Origin of the sequence: Pararhodobacter sp. (genome assembly GCF_036802785.1) — a bacterium.
In the GTDB taxonomy this organism is placed as follows: domain Bacteria; phylum Pseudomonadota; class Alphaproteobacteria; order Rhodobacterales; family Rhodobacteraceae; genus Pararhodobacter.
In genome coordinates this window covers 22,837-40,580 of record NZ_DAIRVN010000016.1, presented here as the reverse complement: position 1 = coordinate 40,580, position 17,744 = coordinate 22,837, and the positions used below count along the sequence as shown (strand labels likewise).

Below are 17,744 nucleotides of genomic sequence, written 5' to 3'. Positions count from 1 at the left end.
CATGACCAATCCGCGCCACAATACCCGCGATATCTACCCCGCCACCGGCACCGAGATCACCGCGAAAAGCTGGCTGACCGAAGCGCCGATGCGGATGCTGATGAACAACCTGCACCCCGATGTCGCCGAAAACCCGCACGAGCTGGTAGTCTATGGCGGCATCGGTCGCGCCGCCCGCACCTGGGAAGACTTCGATCAGATCGTGGCCTCGCTGAAAGAACTTGAGGAAGATCAGACGCTTCTGGTGCAATCCGGCAAGCCCGTGGGCGTGTTCCGCACCCATAAGGATGCGCCGCGCGTGCTGATCGCCAACTCCAATCTGGTGCCGCATTGGGCGACATGGGACCATTTCAACGAACTGGATAAAAAGGGTCTGGCGATGTATGGCCAGATGACCGCCGGATCGTGGATTTACATTGGAACGCAAGGCATTGTTCAGGGAACCTATGAGACCTTCGCCGAGGCCGGTCGCCAGCATTACGGCGGCGATCTGAAAGGCAAATGGATCCTCACCGCCGGTCTGGGCGGCATGGGCGGCGCGCAGCCGCTGGCGGCGGTAATGGCAGGCGCCTGTTGTCTGGCTGTTGAATGCGATGAGACCCGCGCCGATTTCCGCATCCGAACCCGCTATTGCGACGCCAAGGCCCATACGCTCGATGAGGCGCTGGCGATGATTGACGAGTGGACCAAGGCGGGCGAGGCCAAGTCGGTAGCTCTGATCGGCAACGCCGCCGAGGTGTTCCCTGAGCTGTTCAAACGCATGCAGGCGGGCGGCCCGCGCCCCGATATGGTCACCGACCAGACCTCGGCCCATGATCCCATCCACGGCTATCTGCCCATCGGCTGGTCTGTCGCCCATTGGCGCGCCAAACAGGAATCCGCCCCCAAGGAAGTCGAAAAAGCCGCGCGTGCCAGCATGAAGACCCATGTCGCCGCGATGGTCGATTTCTGGAACGCGGGTGTTCCGACGCTGGATTACGGCAACAACATCCGTCAGGTCGCGCTTGAAGAGGGGCTGGAAAACGCCTTTGCCTTCCCCGGTTTCGTACCCGCCTATATCCGCCCGCTCTTCTGCCGCGGCATCGGCCCGTTCCGCTGGGCCGCGCTCTCAGGTGATCCTGAGGATATCTACAAGACCGACGCCAAGATGAAGGAACTCTTCCCCGAGAACACCCATCTGCACAACTGGCTCGACATGGCGCGCGAGCGCATCGCCTTTCAGGGGCTGCCCGCGCGGATCATGTGGATCGGGCTGGGCGACCGGCACAAGGCCGGGCTGGCGATCAACGCGATGGTGCGTTCGGGTGAGCTGAAAGCCCCGGTGGTGATCGGCCGCGACCATCTTGATTCGGGCTCGGTCGCCTCGCCCAACCGCGAAACCGAGGCGATGAAGGACGGCTCGGATGCCGTCAGCGACTGGCCGCTTCTCAATGCGCTTCTCAATTGTGCATCGGGTGCGACCTGGGTCAGCCTTCATCACGGCGGCGGGGTCGGAATGGGCTTTTCGCAGCATTCGGGCATGGTCATCTGCTGCGATGGCAGTGAGGATGCCGACCGGCGCCTTGCCAATGTGCTCTGGAATGACCCCGCGACCGGCGTGATGCGCCATGCCGACGCAGGCTATGACATTGCCATTGATTGCGCGCGCGAACACGGGCTCAATCTGCCGGGCATTCTGAAAAGCTGAGGGGCTTCATCTGTTCAAAAATATCCCCGCCGGAGGCTTCCGCACCCTCAACCTGCACCCCCCGGCGGGGCAACGACCAACCACCAACCAAGGGGAGTATCCCATGAAAAGACGTGCATTTCTGACCACCGCAACGGTAGGTGCCGCAGCGGCCACGCTCGCCACCCCGGCGCTCTCGCAAAACACCCGCCAGTGGCGGCTGGTCTCGGCCTGGCCGCGCAACCTGCCCGGGCCGGGTGTCGCAGCCCAGATGCTGGCTGACCGGATCACCACGCTTTCGGGCGGGCGCATCGAGGTCGAGCTGTTCGCCGCGGGCGAGATCGTTCCGGGGCCGGGCGTGTTTGACGCCGTTGGTGAGGGAACGGCCGATATCTACCACGCCGTTCCCGCCTACTGGGGTTCCAAATCCAAGGGCATCCTGCTGTTCGGTTCGCAGCCGCTGGGCCTGACCGCGAATGAGCAGCACGGCTGGATGCTGCATGGCGGCGGGCAGGAGCTGTATGACGAGATGTACGGCCGTTTCAACCTCAAGCCCTTCCTCTGCGGCAACTCTGGTCCGCAATGGGCCGGCTGGTTCCGCAATGAGATCACCTCGCTGGATGATATCCGCGGCATGAAATACCGCACCACCGGCCTCAATTCGGAAGTGATGTCGAAACTCGGTGTTGCCGTCGAGGCGATGTCGGGCCCGGCGATGTTCCAGGCACTGCAATCGGGCGCACTGGATGCGGGTGAGTTCATCGGCCCGTGGTCGGATTCGGCGCTGGGTCTGCAGCAGGTCGCGCCCTATTACTACGACAACGGCGTGGGTGAGCCCTCGTCGGCCGAGGAATGCGCGATCAACCTCGACACCTGGAACGCGCTGGAAGATGACCTCAAGGGCGCGGTGCAGATGGCGGCGGAAAGCCTCTATAACGTGGTGCATACCGAATATAACACCAAGCACGCGATGGCTCTGCGTGAGCTGATCGCGGGCGGCACGCAGGTGCGCCAGTGGCCCGAGGAGATCATCATCGCGCAGGGCAATGCCATGGGTGAGGTGCTGGAAGAGATGCGCAACGACAGCGACGAGCTGGTGGCGCGCATCACGGAAAGCTTCATCGCCTACCGCGATCTGATGGCCGGTTACCAGCCGCATGCCGAAGCCGCGCAGCTTGCCTCGCGCAGCCTTGACTTCACCTACGCCCGCTAAGAAGGGTGTCCCGGCCGGGCGGATTTCCGCCCGGCCCTTGCTTGGAAGGGGGTAGCGGATGGCGCGACTGGCCGATGCTCTGGACTGGATCAACCGCGCGGTCGGCGCGGTGGTGATGTGGCTGGCACTGACCATGGTGCTGGTCCAATTCGCCGTTGTGCTGTTGCGCTATGTCTTCGGCTTTTCCTCGATCTTCATCAACGAGAGCGTGCTGTATCTGCATGCCTCGATCTTCATGCTGGGCGCGGGCTATACGCTCTGGGCGCAGGGCCATGTGCGGGTGGATATCTTCTATGCCCGCTTTTCCCCGCGCCGTCAGGCGCTGGTCGATATCTTCGGCCATCTGGCGCTTCTGGGGCCGTCGCTGGTGATGCTGCTCTACTGGTCATGGCCGATGGTGCGCCGCTCCTGGGCGATCCTTGAGGGGCCGATATCGGTGGGCGGCATTCCGGCCTCATACCTTCTGAAATCGCTGGTGCCGGCGTTTTGCGTGCTGCTTTTGATTCAGGGGGTTTCCGCCCTGATCCGCGATGTGATCCGCCTGCGGGGAGACCAATGATGGCGCTTGACCTGTGGATGTTCGCGGCCCTCATCGTCTTTATCCTGATGGGCTATCCGGTGGCTTTCACCATTGCCGGGGTGGCCACCGCCTTTGCACTGATGGGCTGGTGGTTCGATGTGTTCTCGATCAACCTGATGGGCGCATTGGGGCAACGCTTTTTCGCGGTGATGACCAACCCGGTGCTGACCGCCATTCCGCTCTTCGTGCTGATGGGTGTGGTGCTGGAGAAATCGCGCATCGCCGAAGACCTGCTGGAAACCATGGGCCGCCTGTTCGGCGCCATGCGCGGCGGGCTGGGGGTGTCGGTGGTGCTGGTGGGGGCGCTTCTGGCGGCCTCGACCGGGATTGTCGGCGCGACCGTGGTGGCGATGGGCATGATCGCGCTGCCCGCGATGCTGCGCAACGGCTATAACCCGCGACTGGCGGCGGGGACGGTTGCCACGGCGGGCACGCTGGGGCAGATCATCCCGCCCTCGACACTGCTGATCATTCTGGCCGAGGTGATGTCCACGTCGTTTCAGCAGGCGCAGTATCAGCAGGGCCGCTTCAGCATCGAGACCATCTCGGTCGGCCAGACATTCGCTGCGGCGCTGGTGCCCGGTTTCCTGCTGGTGGGCATCTATATCCTGTATATCCTGGGCCGGGCGTGGCTGATCCCGGGCGACGCGCCCGCGATGCGCGAACGCCTTGAGCGCGTGTCGCATTCCGAGGTGTTCGGCGCGGTGGTGCCGCCGGTTCTGCTGATCGTGGCGGTGCTGGGTGCCATTCTGGGCGGCGTCGCCTCACCCAACGAGGCCGCGAGTGTGGGCGCGGTCGGTGCGATCCTGCTGGCAGGCTATCGCCGGGGCGCGCCGCGCTGGCTGATCCTTGCGGGCGCTGGCGCATTGCTGGCGCTGGCGGTGGCGGCGGGGATTGCCCCGGTGCGGCTGCAACGCTCAGACACCGGGCTGGTGCAGTATCTGATGGCGAGTGGCTATGCGGTGCTGGGGCTGGTGGGGATTGTCGCTGTGCTGGCCGCGCTCTGGGCGCTGATGCGCGAGCGGCTGGTGAAGCCGGCGCTGGCGCAGACGATGATCGTCACCGCGATGATCTTTGCCACCATCCTGATGGCCTCGTTCTTCAGCCTCGTCTTCGTCGGGTTGGGCGGTGAGCACCGTGTGGCGGCTATTCTGGAGGCGCTGCCGGGCGGGGCGATGGGGGCGCTGATCTTTGCGATGCTGTTCATCTTCGTGCTGGGCTTCTTCCTTGATTTCGTGGAAATCTCGGTGATCCTGCTGCCCCTGCTGATTCCGCCGCTGATCCTGATGGGGCATGATCCGATCTGGCTGGCCGTGCTGATCGCGGTCAATCTGCAGACCTCGTTCCTGACTCCGCCCTTCGGTTTCTCGCTGTTTTACCTGCGCGGCGCGGCCCCGCCGGAGGTGACGACGGGGATGATCTATCAGGGGGTGGCGCCCTATATCGTGCTGCAGATTCTGGCGATCATGATCATCTGGCTGATGCCGACCATTGCCACATGGCTGCCGGGAGCGGTGTTCTGAACGGGCAGAGGGGGGCGTTGCCCCCCTCGCGGCTGGCGCCGCTCACCCCCCAGCGTATTTCCGGCAAGATGAAGGGGCGTGCGCCGGATTGACGGTCATACTGGCGGGCAGACCGGCGTTCAGACCGGATGGACGAGCCGGGCCTGCGGGAAATGGCTGAGCGTGGCGGTGATCGCGGCGCGGTCCATCAGGCAGAAGGCGGTAGACAGGGCATCGGCCAGCGCGGCGCGCGGGGCGGTGACGCTGATCAGTTGCCAGCGGGCGGGGGCGGGCAGGCCGGTCAGCGGGTTGAGGATATGGCTGACCATGCCCGCCTGATCAAAGGTGATGCCATGCGGCGCCGAACTGGCCAGCGCCGCGTTTTCCAGCAGCACCGCATCGCGGTGGAGGCGCTGGCCGTCATCCAGCGTGACCGGCCAGGCGCCGCCGCCCGGCTGCCCGCCGAGAGCGTGGAACTCGCCGGTATTGACCAGAACATCGCTCAGCCCTTCGGCGCGCAGCAGGTCGGCGACCCGGTCGGCGATGGCGCCCTGCGCGACCCCGTTGAGGCTGAGGGCCATGCCCGGGCGCAGGGTCACCGCGCGCGCGTCAAAGCGCAGGCCGCTCCAGCCGGTGCGGCTGCGGGCCTCTTGCAGGCGGCCCTCCGGGGGGTGGCGGCTGATGGCGTGGTGTTCGGCGTAAAGCGCCCAGAGCGGTTGGATGGTGGGGTCAAAGAGGCCCCCGCTGGCCGCGTGGACGGAGCGGCACAGCGCGAGGCATTCCAGCAACTCAAAGGGCGGATTCTCCAGCCGCCCCTGCGTGTTGAGCTGCACCAGCGCCGAGCGGTGGTCATGCAGCGAAAAGATGCGTTCCAGCCGGGCGACTTCGGCCAGCGCGCGCTGCACGATGCTTTCGGCCTGCGGATGCGCCAGCGTTATGGAGGCATCCGCCCCCAGCGCGGTGCCGCGCCACTGATACAGCGGTGTGGCGCGGGCCGGGCTGGCGGCGGCGGCGGCGGCGATGGCAAGGAAGCGGCGGCGGGAAAGTGCGGACATGCTCAGCCCTCCAGTTCGCGGGACAGGGCCCGCAGGCGGTCGTTGAAATCGGCGTCATCGTCGCTGCCGATATCCTCGTCAAAGGTGACGGGGGCGAGAACGGCGCTGTCCGGGATATCGGCAAGGGCCTGAACCGTGCCGCCATGTTCCTGCGCAAAGGCCTGCGCGGCCTCGCGGGAGGCGAAGGGAACCAGTTCCGGCGCGCCCATCCCCCCTTCGACCGCCGCGCCGGTGACGAAATGGGCCCCCGCCGCCGCGATCCAGTTATCGGCGCCGGGGCTGTCCCAATGCGCGCCATCGGCCCCCATGTCGGACACATAGAGCGCTGAAATCAGGTGGCTTTGTTCCGGCATCCGCTGATAGGCCACCGCATCGCGCACCTGACTGAAGAACAGCGGCCATGGCATGCCATCGAGATGCACCTGCGCCTTGGGGCCGGGGTGTTCGAGCAGGTTCATCTGGCAGTAATGGCCCACCGCCTCGGCCGTCATGGTGACGGGCGCGGGGGGCGCGCTGGCACTGTCTTCGCGGCAGGCCGCGAGCGCCAGAAGGGCGAGGGCAAGGAGGGCGGGGATACGAGGGAGCCGGGTCATGGGGTCACCTTGCGGAAGGCCAGTATGGCCAGTGTCAGCGCCGCCAGCGGCCACAGCAGGATCGAGGTCAGCGCGTGGCTGGCGGGGATGGTGTTGGCCGCGCCACCGATTCCGGCAGCGGCGGCGGTGGCCTCGGAGGCGGCGAGATTATAGAGGCGGAAGGCATCGGCAGGGTTGCCGATCAGCATCCAGGGAAAGACCCGCGTGGTGAAAGTGCCGCCGCTGTCAGCGACCACGGCGGCCAGAAGGCCCAGATCATAGAGCACGATCATCACCAGCCAGAGGCCGATCGCCAGCCCCGCCGCCGCGCCGGGCCGCCGGGCGATGGCGGAGAGCGCGTAGCCGATGGCAAGAAAGGAAGCGCCCAGCAGAAGCGAGGTCCAGAACAGGCGCCAGAGGGCGGGCAGCCCGTCACCGGCGCGCGGGTCAAGGTAAAGGGCGGCACCGGCGGCGATGCCATAGCCAACCGCCACCGCCAGCGCGAGGATCGCCAGATGGGCGGTGAACTTGCCCAGAAGCAGCTCGGCCCGGCTGACCGGATAGGTCAGCACAAGGGGCAGGGTGCCGCGCTCCACCTCGCCGGCGATGGCGTCGAATGACATCAGAAGCGCGACCAGCGGCACCAGATAGACCGCAAGGCTGGTCAGGCTGGCGACGGTGACCGAAAGCTTGTCCACCCCCAGCGCGCCGGTGGGGGCGCTGCCCGCCGCCGACAGCACCATGGAAAACAGCGCCATCATCGCCACCGCGATGGTGACCCAGCGGTTGCGGAGCGCGATGCGGAATTCGGCACCGGCTGAGGCGAAGATGCGGGTCATTGCAGGTTCCTTCCGTCGGGCTGGCGCGAGAAATGGCTGTAGAGGTCTTCCAGCGAAGGGGGGATCACTTCGATATCCTCGATCATCGGGCCAAGCGCGGTGATCTCGCCAAGGCGCGCAAGCTTGTCCTCAGGCGTGCAGCTCAGCGCAACCATCGTCCCGTTCAGGCGCGCGGCGTTGAGATGGCGCGCCACCGTATCGGCCTGACCGGGACGAGCCATGACATGCAGCTGGACCGGCAGCGCGGCAAGCCGGCGCAGGGCGGCCAGCGTGTCATTGGCCACCATCCTGCCCCGGGACAGGATCACGATGCGGTCGGTCCGCGCCTCAACCTCGGTCAGGGCATGCGACGACAAGAGGATCGCCGCCCCCTCGGCCGCCAGTTCATCCAGCATGGAGTAGAACTCGCGGCGTGACACCGGGTCCAGGCCCGAGGTGGGCTCATCCAGCACCAGAAGCCGGGGGTTGCCGATCAGCGCCTGCGCAAGGCCCACGCGCTGGCGCATGCCCTTGGAATAGGTGCCGATGCGCCGCGTGGCGGCATCGCCAAGGCCCACGCGCTTGAGCAGGGGCAGGGCGGCGGCGGGGTTTTCGCCGCGCAGCCGCAGGTAGTAGCGCAACTGCTCCTGCCCGGTCAGCGCGGGGTGAAAGGCCACGTTTTCAGGCAGATAGGCAACCTGACGGCGCGCCGCATGGCTGCCGGGCGTGGCACCCAGCACCGAGGCGGTGCCGCTGTCAAAGGGGATCAGCCCGAGGATGATCTTCATCAGCGTCGATTTGCCCGCGCCGTTATGGCCCAGCAGCGCCACCCGTTCGCCGGGCGCCACGCTGAAGCCGACGCCATCAAGCGCGCGGTTGGTGCCGAAGGTCTTAGTGAGCTGTAAGAGGGTCAGCGCTGTCATCTGTCTGTCTTCCATAGCGCCAGGCGGGCCGGGCTTCGGCCTCCATCCGGGCGATGTGTTCGGGAACCGCGATCTCCACGGGGCGGGTAAGGGGGAAGCTGTCGAGCACACCGCCGGGCATGGTGGCGGGGAAATGCGCCTGGCTCCATCGGATCAGCTGCACGGCCGGGGAGCCGAGCAGGAGCGCGGCGGCGGGCTGCGACCAGAGGATATGGTCCATCAGGTCATTGGGCCGGAAGCGGCTGTCAGCGATGCCGTCGCCGTCCAGATCAAAGGCGGGATGGTCGGACCAGAAGTTGCCGCGCCCCTCATGGCTCCATTCGATATCGCGGGTGCCGACGTATTTCACCTGCGTCTGATTGCCGATGAAAGCATTGCCGGTGATCGCGTTGCGCTCGGACCCGGCGGTGAAATGGATGCCGATCTCGCAGCCCTCAAAGCGGTTGCCGTGGATCAGGTTGCGATGCGCGTTATAGATGAAGGTGCATTTTTCCTGCGTGCCGCCGCGCACCAGATTGCCGCGCACATCGGCGTTGTTGGCATAGTTCAGCATCAAGCCGTGGCTCATGTCGCCCAGTGACATGTTGTCGGTGATGACCACGCGGTTGGAGAACATGATGGCAAAACCCAGCCGGTTGCCGATGGAGATATTGCCGGAAACCTCGCTCATGTTGGTATACATGAAATGCACCGCAAAGCGCAGGTCGCGCATCAGGTTGTCGCGGAAGATGTTGTCGCGCGAGGTATTGGAGAATATCCCGTCGCGGCCATAGCGGATGTCGTTTCGCTCAACCACGGTGCCGGGCGCGTTCCAGACATAGATGCCGTTGCCACGGTCGTTCATGCGGTGGTCCTGCCGGCCAAGGACAACGTTGTCGCGCACCTGACTGTCGCGCGCGCCAAAGACATGCACACCCACCAGATTGCCGGTGAAGGTGTTGTGTTCAACCACCGCGCGCTCGGCGCTGCGGTCAAGCTTCACCCCGGCATCCACCAACTGATGGTCCGAGCCCGAGCCGCTGATTTCCAGCCCGCGCAGGGTCACATCCGCGCCGGTGACAGTGACGACAGAGCCGCGGCCATCGCCAACAAGCTGTGCCGCGCCGCCCCCGTCAAGGGTCACGGCGCGGTCCAGTATCACCGGGCCATCGTGGCGGCCCGGCGCAAGGATCAGCACATCGCCGGGGCTGGCCCCGGCGATGGCGGCGGCCAGCGCCCCCGGCTGGGCGGGCACCAGCCGCTCGTCGGCCAGCGCCACGCCCGCAAACGCGAGCAGGGCCGCCAGCACCAGCACCGGAAAACGCAGGCCGCGCATGATCAGGCCTCCTTCGGCTCAACGAACATGCGGCCGCGCATTTCCATGTGCAGCGCATGGCAGAACCACTGGCAATAATACCAGTAAACCCCCGGCTTGGCGGCCACGAAGGTCACTGAGGCCGTCTGAAGCGGGCTGATCTCCATCGCCACGCCATGATCGCCCATGCAGAACCCGTGGCTGAGGTCTTCGATGTCATCAAGATTGGTGATGATCACCGTCACCTCGTCACCCTCCGTCACCGTGAAGCTTTCAAGGCTGAAGTTCGGCGCCATCGAGGTCATGTAGACGCGCACCTTGTTGCCGTCGCGCACCACGGTTTCCATCCAGTCGTCGATATCCACGCCATCGGCCTCAGCCTGCGCGCGGGTTTCGGACCAGCTGGGGTCATTGCGGTCATAGACATGCAGCGGGTTGATGAGCGAGCGGTGCACAAGGATGGAATCATGCGGCTCGGCGAAGGTGGGGCCGTCATGAACCAGCCGCAGATTGTCACCATCGATGACAAAAAGCTGCTCGTTCTCAGGCTTCAGCGGGCCGACGTTGAGGAACCTGTCCTTGGAGAACTTGTTCATCGACACGAAATACTTGCCATCGGCATCCAGCGTTTCGCCCATCGAGGTGGAGTTGTGGCCGGGCTGGTAATGCACATCCGTCTTGGAAATGATCGGATCGACATCAGCGCCGTCGTAAAGCTCGATCGCCTTTTCGATGTTCCAGAACACAATCTGGCTATCGAGGAACAGCGTGGTATAGGCATTGCCCTTGCCGTCAAACGCGGTGTGAAGGGGGCCAAGGCCCAGCTCAGGCTCGGCCACCACGGCAGAGCGCGGGTCAAGCGCGTCATCCTCAAAGAGCGCATCCAGCTTGCGCACGTCGATCACCGACACCGTGGGGCTGAGCTTGCCGCCGATGCACAGGTGGATCCTGTCAGGCGCCATGTTGCAGCCGTGCGGGTTGTTGGGGATCGGGATGTAGCGGGTGTATTTCTTGTTCACCCCCTTGCGCCCGTCGATCACCTTGACGCCGTTCAGCTCGACATAATCGCCCTCTTCAATCCCCTTTTCGATCTCGGCGATATTGAACACCACGACATGGTCCATGTCGGCAGCGGTCATGTCGGGCAGGTTCATGCCCATTTCCGAGTTGTAGCTGGTCGAAAACGCATATTTGCCGTCATAATCGGCATCGGTGTTGTCCAGGTTGCCCGAGACCATAACCTGCCACGCCACTTCCATCTCATCCGCCGCGACGGCGGTGAAGAAGTTCACATATTGCGACGGGTCATCCAGAATGGTGCCGTCATTGACCATCGGGCCCTCATCCTCGCCATTGGCAAAGACATAGTTGGTGCGCGGCCATTTCTGCGGGCGCAGGCCGTGGATAGCCTTGGCGTTGGGGATCTCAAGGATCGAATCGCATTTCATGATGTCGCAGCGCACCCGGGCCACGCGGGTATTGGCCTTGTCGTTCATGAACAGGAAGCGGCCGTCATATTTGCCCTCGGTGAAGGACATATGGACATGGTGAAGGTCGCCGTTGTCGTGGATCTTCTTGCCGTTGGCCTCCAGATACTTGCGGGTTTTCTCGCTCATCGTGCGCTGGTGAATGCGCAGCGATTCATTGGTCTGGCCCCAGCCGGTGGCCGAGCAGCGGTTGAACACCGGAATGCGCATCAGCTCGCGCATGGACGGCACGCCCAGAATGCGCATCTCGCCCGACTGACCCGAGGACCAGAAGCCATAGTATTCATCCAGTTGCCCCGGCGCGACATGCGAATCGTCAACGGCGGCTGCGGCGCGGCTGGTAGAGGCGGCGGTCAGCGCAGCAGCACCGCCCGCCAGCATCGCCGCATGCGGCACGCCCATGCCACCCAGAACCGCAGTTCCCGCCGTCGCGCTCAGAAGCCCCCTGCGGCTGATGCCCGGTATTTGTGATTTGTCAGACATTGTCAGTCTCCTTGGTTGATGGTTTGGTCTTTGCTGCCCGGTTCGGCATGTTCAGCGCACGCGGCGCACCGCCCACGGCCTCACGCCGTTTGAACTGGCGGATCACCACCGGGCATTTGGTTTTCGACTGGTAAAGCACCTGGCAATGCATGCAGTTGAGGCATTCATTGGGGTTGATCTCACCCGTCGGATGGATCGCCTGCACGAAGCATTCATTGGCGCAGGTCTGGCAGGGGTTGCCGCATTCCTTGTAGCGCTTGAGCCAGTCGAACATCCGCATCCGCGCCGGGATCGCCAACGCCGCGCCCAGCGGGCACAGGTAGCGGCAGAAGAAGCGCTCGATGAACAGGCCCGCGACCAGAAGGGCGACGGCGAACAGCACAAACGGCCATGCGCGGTCAAATTTCAGCACGATCGCGGTTTTGAACGGCTCCACCTCGGCCAGCCGCTCGCCCCATTCCAGTGACGCCAGCGAGGCGCCGAAAAGGGCAAGGAAGATCATGTATTTGATCGGCCAGAGGCGTTCATGCAGACCCCAGGGCAGGGTGACTTGCGGCACGCGCAACTTGCGGGCGATCTGGTTGGTCAGCTCCTGCAGCGCGCCAAAGGGGCACAGCCAGCCGCAATAGGCCCCGCGCCCCCAGAAGATCAGCGCGGCGGCGACCGAGAACCACAGGATGAAGGTCATCGGGTCCAGCAGGAAGGCCTGCCAGCTGAAGCCTGCCACCAGCGACTGGCTGAGCGCCATGATATTGACGACCGACAGTTGCGCATTGGCATACCAGCCCAGAAAGAACAGCGTCAGTGTCAGGAAACCCATGCGGAACCAGTAGGTTACGCGCTCTGACCGGGTCAGCCAGCCCTGAAAGAAGAACGCCCCCGTCAGCACCGTCAGCATCGCCACCAGCACCGCGATCTCGGCCCGCCGGTCATGCCAGATACGCTCGATCAAGGCCATCTGCGCGGCGCGCTCGGCCTGCGCGTCATGGACATCGGCCATCGCCACCGGCGCGGGCTGCGCCAACTCGGTAAGGAAGGCGCGGGGAAGCTGGTAACCCAGATCGAAGGTGGTAAAGACCCGCTCCAGCGCCGCCACATCGCGCTGCGCCAGAAGCTGGATGCGCCATGGCGCGGCAGGGTCAAACCCGGCTTCAGCGGGAATTCGGAAGATATCCATCTCGTTGAAGCGGGGCGCGCCCGGCGTGGCGATGTCACCCAGCCGCCGGTGATCGCGGTCGCGGAAGCGCACCGAGGTGTCGCCCTGGATCAGCACGATCCGGTCAAAGATACCGCCGCGCACATACCCCGAACCCTTGAAGGAATAGAGCCCGCGCCCGGCCAGCAGGATCGCATGCTCGCCCTCTTCCAGCCAGTTCTCAAGATTGGCGTATTCAGCTGCGCCCATCAGTGCGCGCCCTATCCCCGGCACGCTGACGGGGGCCGTGAACAGGTCGATATAAAGCGCGTCATCGGCCTCATTGATCGGGCGGCGGGCGGCGCGGGGGTCTTCGAGCGCCTCAAAGGCCGCGTTGACCTCGGCCACTTCCAGCGTCATGCGCCGCAGGGTGCCGTCGCCGACCATCGCCGACCAGCCGCCCGCGGGCGCGGCCTGCGCATTGATCTCAAAGCGCGGCCCGGTTGGGGCGGTCTGCGGTGCCAGCCCGCCCAACCCCAGAAGCCGCGCCACCCGGATGCCCGAGCGGATGATGGAATCGTCGATCACCATGATGGTGACCGTCACGCCCGAGATGATGTTCAGCTCGCTCAGCGTGCCGCCCGCCGCATCGACCGCCGCCAGATCAAGCCCGATATGCTGGTCCAGCAGGGTGCGGATGCGCGCTTCCGGAATGCCGATCAGCACAATCGGCTCGGAATGGTGGACCAGATTGATCCCCTGAATGCGCGCGTCATCGTCCAGCGCGATCATGATATGGATGGGCTTGCCGGAATAGCCGGTGGTGCCCACGAAATCCGAGGTGATGAACACCCAGCCGATCCGCTCAGTCCCGCGCAGCAGGGGGGCAACCGGCGCGTCATCGCGCATCGGGCCATAGCCATCGGCCTGCGGGTTCAGCGTGGCGGGGTCGGTTTCGGCCAGAAAGCGTTGCAGATGCGGGGTCTGGGCGCCGGCCGAAAGGGGCAGAAGAAGCGCCAGCAGCAGCAGAAGCGCGCGGAGAGCGGAAAGGGGGGCAGGACGCATGGTTCAGACCTTGTGCGGGGGGCCACGGGCCGCCTGAGGGGTAAAGCGGCGCTGGATGTGGTTCAGCGATCGGGGTGGCAGTTGCGCATCGCTGCCCGCCTCATGGCGCGCGTGCGCGGTCTGCGCCGGGGGCAGGGCGAAAGCGACCGTGCTCAGGCAATCCGGGCAGGGCAGTGGCGCGCAATCCTCCCCGGCGGGGTCAACGCGGTTGCCCTGTGCATCCAGGGTGATGACGGTCTCAGCCGAACCGGCGGCGCAGATGACAATTTCATGCAGCCCGGACAGGTGGCGCGGCGGGGCGGCCAGCGCCATGCCATGCACCACAGCACCCGCCGCCATCGCAAAAGCGAGGGTGAGGGTGATGAGAGCGGATCGCAAAGGGCTATTCATGAGGGCACTTAAACAGGAGGATCGTGCGCTGACCTTGATATGGGTCAAATGGAATAGCCCTTTGACCCTGCGTCAGCCGCATAGCCTTCCGCGCGCACAGGGCACAAAACATGGCCTGCGCCCGCTTTCCCCCTCACCGCTGCGCCCTTGCGCGCCCCCTTGCCCCGGCAGTAGGCTGGTTCACCACGCCAAGGGAGCAAGATTTGCGGCTTACCAAGTTCACCGATTACTCTGTGCGCGTTCTGATCTACGCGGCGATGCATGCTGACCGGCTGGTCACCATTGACGAGACAGCCGAGGTCAACCGCATCTCACGGGCGCATGTGAAGAAAGTTGTCCTGACGCTGACGCAACTGGCGTATCTGCGCGGCCAGCGCGGGCGCAGCGGCGGCTTTACGCTGGCCAAAGCGCCCGAAGAGATCAACCTCGGCGCCCTGATCCGGCAGACAGAGCCCGATTTCAGGCTGGTTGAATGCATGGGGCCGGACAATGGCTGCATGCTTGCCCCCCATTGCAACCTGCCGCCGCTGATGGCCCGCGCACTTGCGGCCTTTATTCAGGTGTTTGACGCCCATACGCTGGCCGACGCCGTCAAAGGCAAGATCACGCTCTGAGGGCGGCGGGTGGCGTCAGTCGGCCCCGGGGCCGCAGTCCAGCCGGATTTCCTCGGCAAAGTCGCGCCCGACGCGCGGAAAATCTTCCTCCGGGTCGGCAATCCCGCCCGCGTAAAGCTCGTCCAGCGCGGCCTCAAGCTGGGCGCTCGCGGCGCTCAGATCGGGGACAAAGATGCGCGCGCGGCAATCATCCCGCCCGCTGACACTGGTCTGACCGGCAATCGTATAGGCAATGTAGTATTCAGGATCATAGACCTGAAGGGTCAGCGGCCCCTGCGCCGGGTCAGCGGGGGTCAGCACCGGGCGGCGGTGGCGCGAGACAATCTGTCCGTCCTCCAGCAGCGTCGCAACCGGCTCCGGCGGACCCAGCGCAAGCGGTTCCTCGCCCTGCAGCGGCCAGAGATCGCCGTTATACCCCTCCACCCAGTTCAGATCGAAACCGGCCAGCACCGCCTCATCCTCAGGCGACAGGGCCTCGGCGGCGGGGTTGAGGCCCAGATCGGCCAGAATCAGCATGGTGGTGAAAGCGTCATAGCGCCATTCCACGCCGATCTCGCTCAGCGCGCCCGCCCCGTCAAACCGCAGCTCAAGCGCGGCCTCGATAAACTCATGCGGATGCGCGCGCGCCGGGGCGGCGGGCAGGGCCAGCGTGGCCAGAACGGTGGCAAGAAGCGTGAAGCGATGCATGGGCCCGGACGGTTGCTTCATTCCCAGATAGGGCAGAGGCGCGCGGCGCTCAAGCCGTTGCGCGCCCAAAGCCTATTCCGACCAGTGCACAATCGCCTGATCCAGCAGTGCGGCCACCGGGGCATCCAGCGGGTCGGCCCCCTGGGCGCGTTCCAGCGCGGCGCGCTTTTCCGCGCCGGTGATCACCAGATGAAGCGCAAAGGCATTGCGCAGGACCGGCGCGGTCAGGCTCAGGCGCGGCTCAGGCTGGTCCGGCACCGCCATGGCCATGACCGTCGGCGCGTCATCGGCCAGCGCCAGATCAAGCCGCGTCGCGCCGGGAAACAGCGAGGCGGTGTGCATATCGGCGCCCATACCCAGCAAGGCCACATCCAGCGGCAGAAGCGGCGCAATCTCGGCGCTCAGCGCTTCGGCCGCTTCCGCCGGTTCCATCCCGGGCCGCCAGAAGGGCACCAGCCGCGCCGCCGACGCCGGGCCCTGAAACAGCCGCCGCCGCACCAGCGCGGCGTTGGAGCGGGGGTGATCTTCCGGCACCCAGCGCTCATCGCTGAGCACGATATCGACGCGCGACCAGTCCAGCTCCACCGCCGCCAGCAGGTCAAACACCGGGCCGGGCGTGGTGCCGCCGGGCACGCAGAATGTCGCCCGTTCGCGCCGCGCGAGCGCTGCGCGCAGGTCGCGCGACAGCGCGCCCGCAAGCGATATCATCAGCATGTCGCTGTCAGCATAGTCGATGACGTTCATTACCCGATCTCCCGCCAAAGCCGCCCGTCGCGCTGCAACAGGTCCGCCGCCGCCGCTGGCCCGGCTGACCCTGCGGCATAGGGCAGGGCGCGTGCCCCGCCGTCCTGCCAGCCCGCGATCACCGGGTCGCTCCAGGCCCAGGCGGCCTCAACCTCGTCGCCGCGCATGAACAGGGTCTGGTTGCCCCGGATCACATCCATGATCAGCCGTTCATAGGCATCGGGGATCTGCATATCATCGCCCAGCGCCTCGGCAAAGGACATATCCAGCGCCACATCCTTCAGCCGCATCCCGCCGGGGCCGGGTTCCTTGATCATCACCCGCAGCGTCATCCCCTCATCGGGCTGCAACCGGATCACCAGCACGTTCTCGCGCCACTCGGCATCCTCGCCAAAGATCGAATGCGGCGGGTCGCGGAAGATCACGGCGATTTCCGAGGCCCTTGCCGCCAGCCGCTTGCCGGTGCGCAGATAAAAGGGCGTGCCCTTCCAGCGCCAGTTCGAAATGCCGACCTTGAGCGCGATATAGCTCTCGGTGGTAGATTGCGGGTTCTCCACCTCGTCGCCATAGGACGGGCCATCAGGCCCCGCGCCATATTGCCCGCGGACGATGTCATCCTGCGCCACCGGGTCCAGCGCGCGGATCACCTTCAGCTTCTCGTCGCGCACCGCGTCAGGCTCAAAGTTGAACGGGGGTTCCATGGCGATCAGGCACAGAAGCTGCATCAGATGATTCTGCACCATGTCGCGCATCGCGCCGGAATGGTCATAGTATTCGGCGCGCCCGCCCACGCCCACGGTTTCGGCCACGGTGATCTGGACATGATCGACAAAGCGCGCATTCCACAGCGGCTCGAACAGGATATTGGCAAAGCGCACCGCCATCAGGTTCTGGACCGTCTCCTTGCCCAGATAATGGTCGATCCGGTAGATCTGCGCCTCGGTGAAATGGCGCGCCAGAATGGCGTTGAGCGCGCGCGCGGTCTCCAGATCATGGCCAAAGGGCTTTTCCACGACAATCCGCGTCTCGGGCGTGGCAAGGCCGTGTTCGGTCACCCGCTGCGCCAGATCGCCGAACAGGGCGGGCGCGACCGAGAAATAGAACGCGCGCGTCACATCGGGGCGCAGCATTCCGGCCAGCGCGCCCCAGCCTTCGTCCGAGCGTGCATCGACGGCGACATAGTCGATGGCCGTCAGAAATGCCGCGCGGTCGGCTGCCGATATCGGCGCGGCCCCATGATCGACCTTCAGGCTTTCCGCGACCATCGCCTTGAATTCCGCCGGCGTCATGGCCGAGCGCGCAGCGCCGATGATGCGCCCCTCGGCGGGCATCTGCCCATCGGCCAGGCGACGGCAGAGCGCGGGGAAAATCTTGCGTTGCGCCAGATCGCCGGTCGCGCCCAGCACGACCAGATCAAAAGGATCAACGGGAATGACGCGTGCGACCATGAAAACCTTCCGTGTCCGCGACTGTGATAGCGTTAACTGCCCCGGTTTAAGCCGGTTCCGGAAAAACC

At 65.2% G+C, this 17,744-nt stretch carries 16 protein-coding genes; 5 read left to right on the top strand and 11 right to left on the bottom strand.

The annotated features are described in order from the left end of the window. Nucleotide 1 precedes the first annotated feature (1 nt). From hutU to V7Q53_RS08005, 4 genes are all read left to right on the top strand, one after another. Nucleotides 2-1,687 carry a urocanate hydratase gene (hutU, locus tag V7Q53_RS08020; protein ID WP_333828011.1) on the top strand — a complete coding sequence of 562 codons (1,686 nt, stop codon included), beginning with the start codon at nucleotides 2-4 and terminating at the stop codon, nucleotides 1,685-1,687. A gap of 103 nt (nucleotides 1,688-1,790) precedes the next feature. Further along, entirely contained in the window at nucleotides 1,791-2,879 is a 1,089-nt protein-coding gene (locus V7Q53_RS08015; RefSeq protein ID WP_333828010.1) for a TRAP transporter substrate-binding protein, read from the top strand. A 58-nt stretch (nucleotides 2,880-2,937) separates the two neighbouring features. Next, nucleotides 2,938-3,438 (top strand): TRAP transporter small permease subunit, encoded by a 501-nt coding sequence (locus V7Q53_RS08010; RefSeq protein ID WP_333828009.1) that lies wholly within the window; start codon nucleotides 2,938-2,940, stop codon nucleotides 3,436-3,438. Beyond that, entirely contained in the window at nucleotides 3,438-4,982 is a 1,545-nt protein-coding gene (locus V7Q53_RS08005) for a TRAP transporter large permease (protein ID WP_333828040.1), read from the top strand. Before V7Q53_RS08010 ends, V7Q53_RS08005 begins: the two co-directional genes overlap by 1 nt. 119 nt (nucleotides 4,983-5,101) lie before the next feature. On the opposite strand, the gene V7Q53_RS08000 is transcribed toward V7Q53_RS08005, so the two are convergent. Genes V7Q53_RS08000 through V7Q53_RS07965 form a run of 8 tightly spaced genes read right to left on the bottom strand, consistent with a single transcriptional unit; the run spans nucleotide 5,102 to nucleotide 14,171 of the window. Further along, nucleotides 5,102-6,016: an FAD:protein FMN transferase gene (locus tag V7Q53_RS08000; protein WP_333828008.1), complete on the bottom strand. Its 915-nt coding sequence runs from the start codon at nucleotides 6,014-6,016 to the stop codon at nucleotides 5,102-5,104. Between the two features lie 2 nt (nucleotides 6,017-6,018). Continuing rightward, nucleotides 6,019-6,609, bottom strand: coding sequence for a nitrous oxide reductase accessory protein NosL (locus V7Q53_RS07995; protein ID WP_333828007.1), 591 nt, complete (start codon nucleotides 6,607-6,609; stop codon nucleotides 6,019-6,021). Next, on the bottom strand, nucleotides 6,606-7,427 hold the full coding sequence (locus V7Q53_RS07990) for an ABC transporter permease (protein WP_333828006.1): 822 nt from the start codon (nucleotides 7,425-7,427) through the stop codon (nucleotides 6,606-6,608). Before V7Q53_RS07990 ends, V7Q53_RS07995 begins: the two co-directional genes overlap by 4 nt. After that, nucleotides 7,424-8,329, bottom strand: a complete 906-nt coding sequence (locus V7Q53_RS07985) for an ABC transporter ATP-binding protein (RefSeq protein WP_333828005.1) — start codon at nucleotides 8,327-8,329, stop codon at nucleotides 7,424-7,426. The genes V7Q53_RS07990 and V7Q53_RS07985 overlap by 4 nt, the downstream gene beginning before the upstream one ends. Next, nucleotides 8,298-9,644: a nitrous oxide reductase family maturation protein NosD gene (locus tag V7Q53_RS07980; protein WP_333828004.1), complete on the bottom strand. Its 1,347-nt coding sequence runs from the start codon at nucleotides 9,642-9,644 to the stop codon at nucleotides 8,298-8,300. Before V7Q53_RS07980 ends, V7Q53_RS07985 begins: the two co-directional genes overlap by 32 nt. A gap of 2 nt (nucleotides 9,645-9,646) precedes the next feature. After that, a complete protein-coding gene (gene nosZ / locus V7Q53_RS07975; RefSeq protein WP_333828003.1) occupies nucleotides 9,647-11,593 on the bottom strand; it encodes a TAT-dependent nitrous-oxide reductase in 1,947 nt (648 codons plus the stop codon). After that, complete coding sequence (locus V7Q53_RS07970; RefSeq protein WP_333828002.1) at nucleotides 11,586-13,793, bottom strand: 4Fe-4S binding protein; 2,208 nt, start codon at nucleotides 13,791-13,793, stop codon at nucleotides 11,586-11,588. Before V7Q53_RS07970 ends, nosZ begins: the two co-directional genes overlap by 8 nt. A 3-nt stretch (nucleotides 13,794-13,796) precedes the next feature. Further along, nucleotides 13,797-14,171, bottom strand: coding sequence for a hypothetical protein (locus tag V7Q53_RS07965; protein ID WP_333828001.1), 375 nt, complete (start codon nucleotides 14,169-14,171; stop codon nucleotides 13,797-13,799). A 215-nt stretch (nucleotides 14,172-14,386) separates the two neighbouring features. Between V7Q53_RS07965 and V7Q53_RS07960 the strand changes: the two genes are divergently transcribed. Beyond that, nucleotides 14,387-14,797 (top strand): RrF2 family transcriptional regulator, encoded by a 411-nt coding sequence (locus V7Q53_RS07960; RefSeq protein WP_333828000.1) that lies wholly within the window; start codon nucleotides 14,387-14,389, stop codon nucleotides 14,795-14,797. Nucleotides 14,798-14,812: 15 nt separating this feature from the next. Here the strand turns inward: V7Q53_RS07960 and V7Q53_RS07955 are convergent, their stop codons facing one another. The 3 genes from V7Q53_RS07955 to zwf are packed head-to-tail and all read right to left on the bottom strand — an operon-like array spanning nucleotide 14,813 to nucleotide 17,676. After that, a complete protein-coding gene (locus V7Q53_RS07955; RefSeq protein ID WP_333827999.1) occupies nucleotides 14,813-15,553 on the bottom strand; it encodes a DUF1007 family protein in 741 nt (246 codons plus the stop codon). 3 nt (nucleotides 15,554-15,556) lie between these two features. Then, nucleotides 15,557-16,228 carry a 6-phosphogluconolactonase gene (gene pgl, locus V7Q53_RS07950; protein WP_333827998.1) on the bottom strand — a complete coding sequence of 224 codons (672 nt, stop codon included), beginning with the start codon at nucleotides 16,226-16,228 and terminating at the stop codon, nucleotides 15,557-15,559. Next, complete coding sequence (gene zwf, locus V7Q53_RS07945) at nucleotides 16,228-17,676, bottom strand: glucose-6-phosphate dehydrogenase (RefSeq protein WP_333827997.1); 1,449 nt, start codon at nucleotides 17,674-17,676, stop codon at nucleotides 16,228-16,230. Before zwf ends, pgl begins: the two co-directional genes overlap by 1 nt. Between the last annotated feature and the right edge of the window lie 68 nt (nucleotides 17,677-17,744).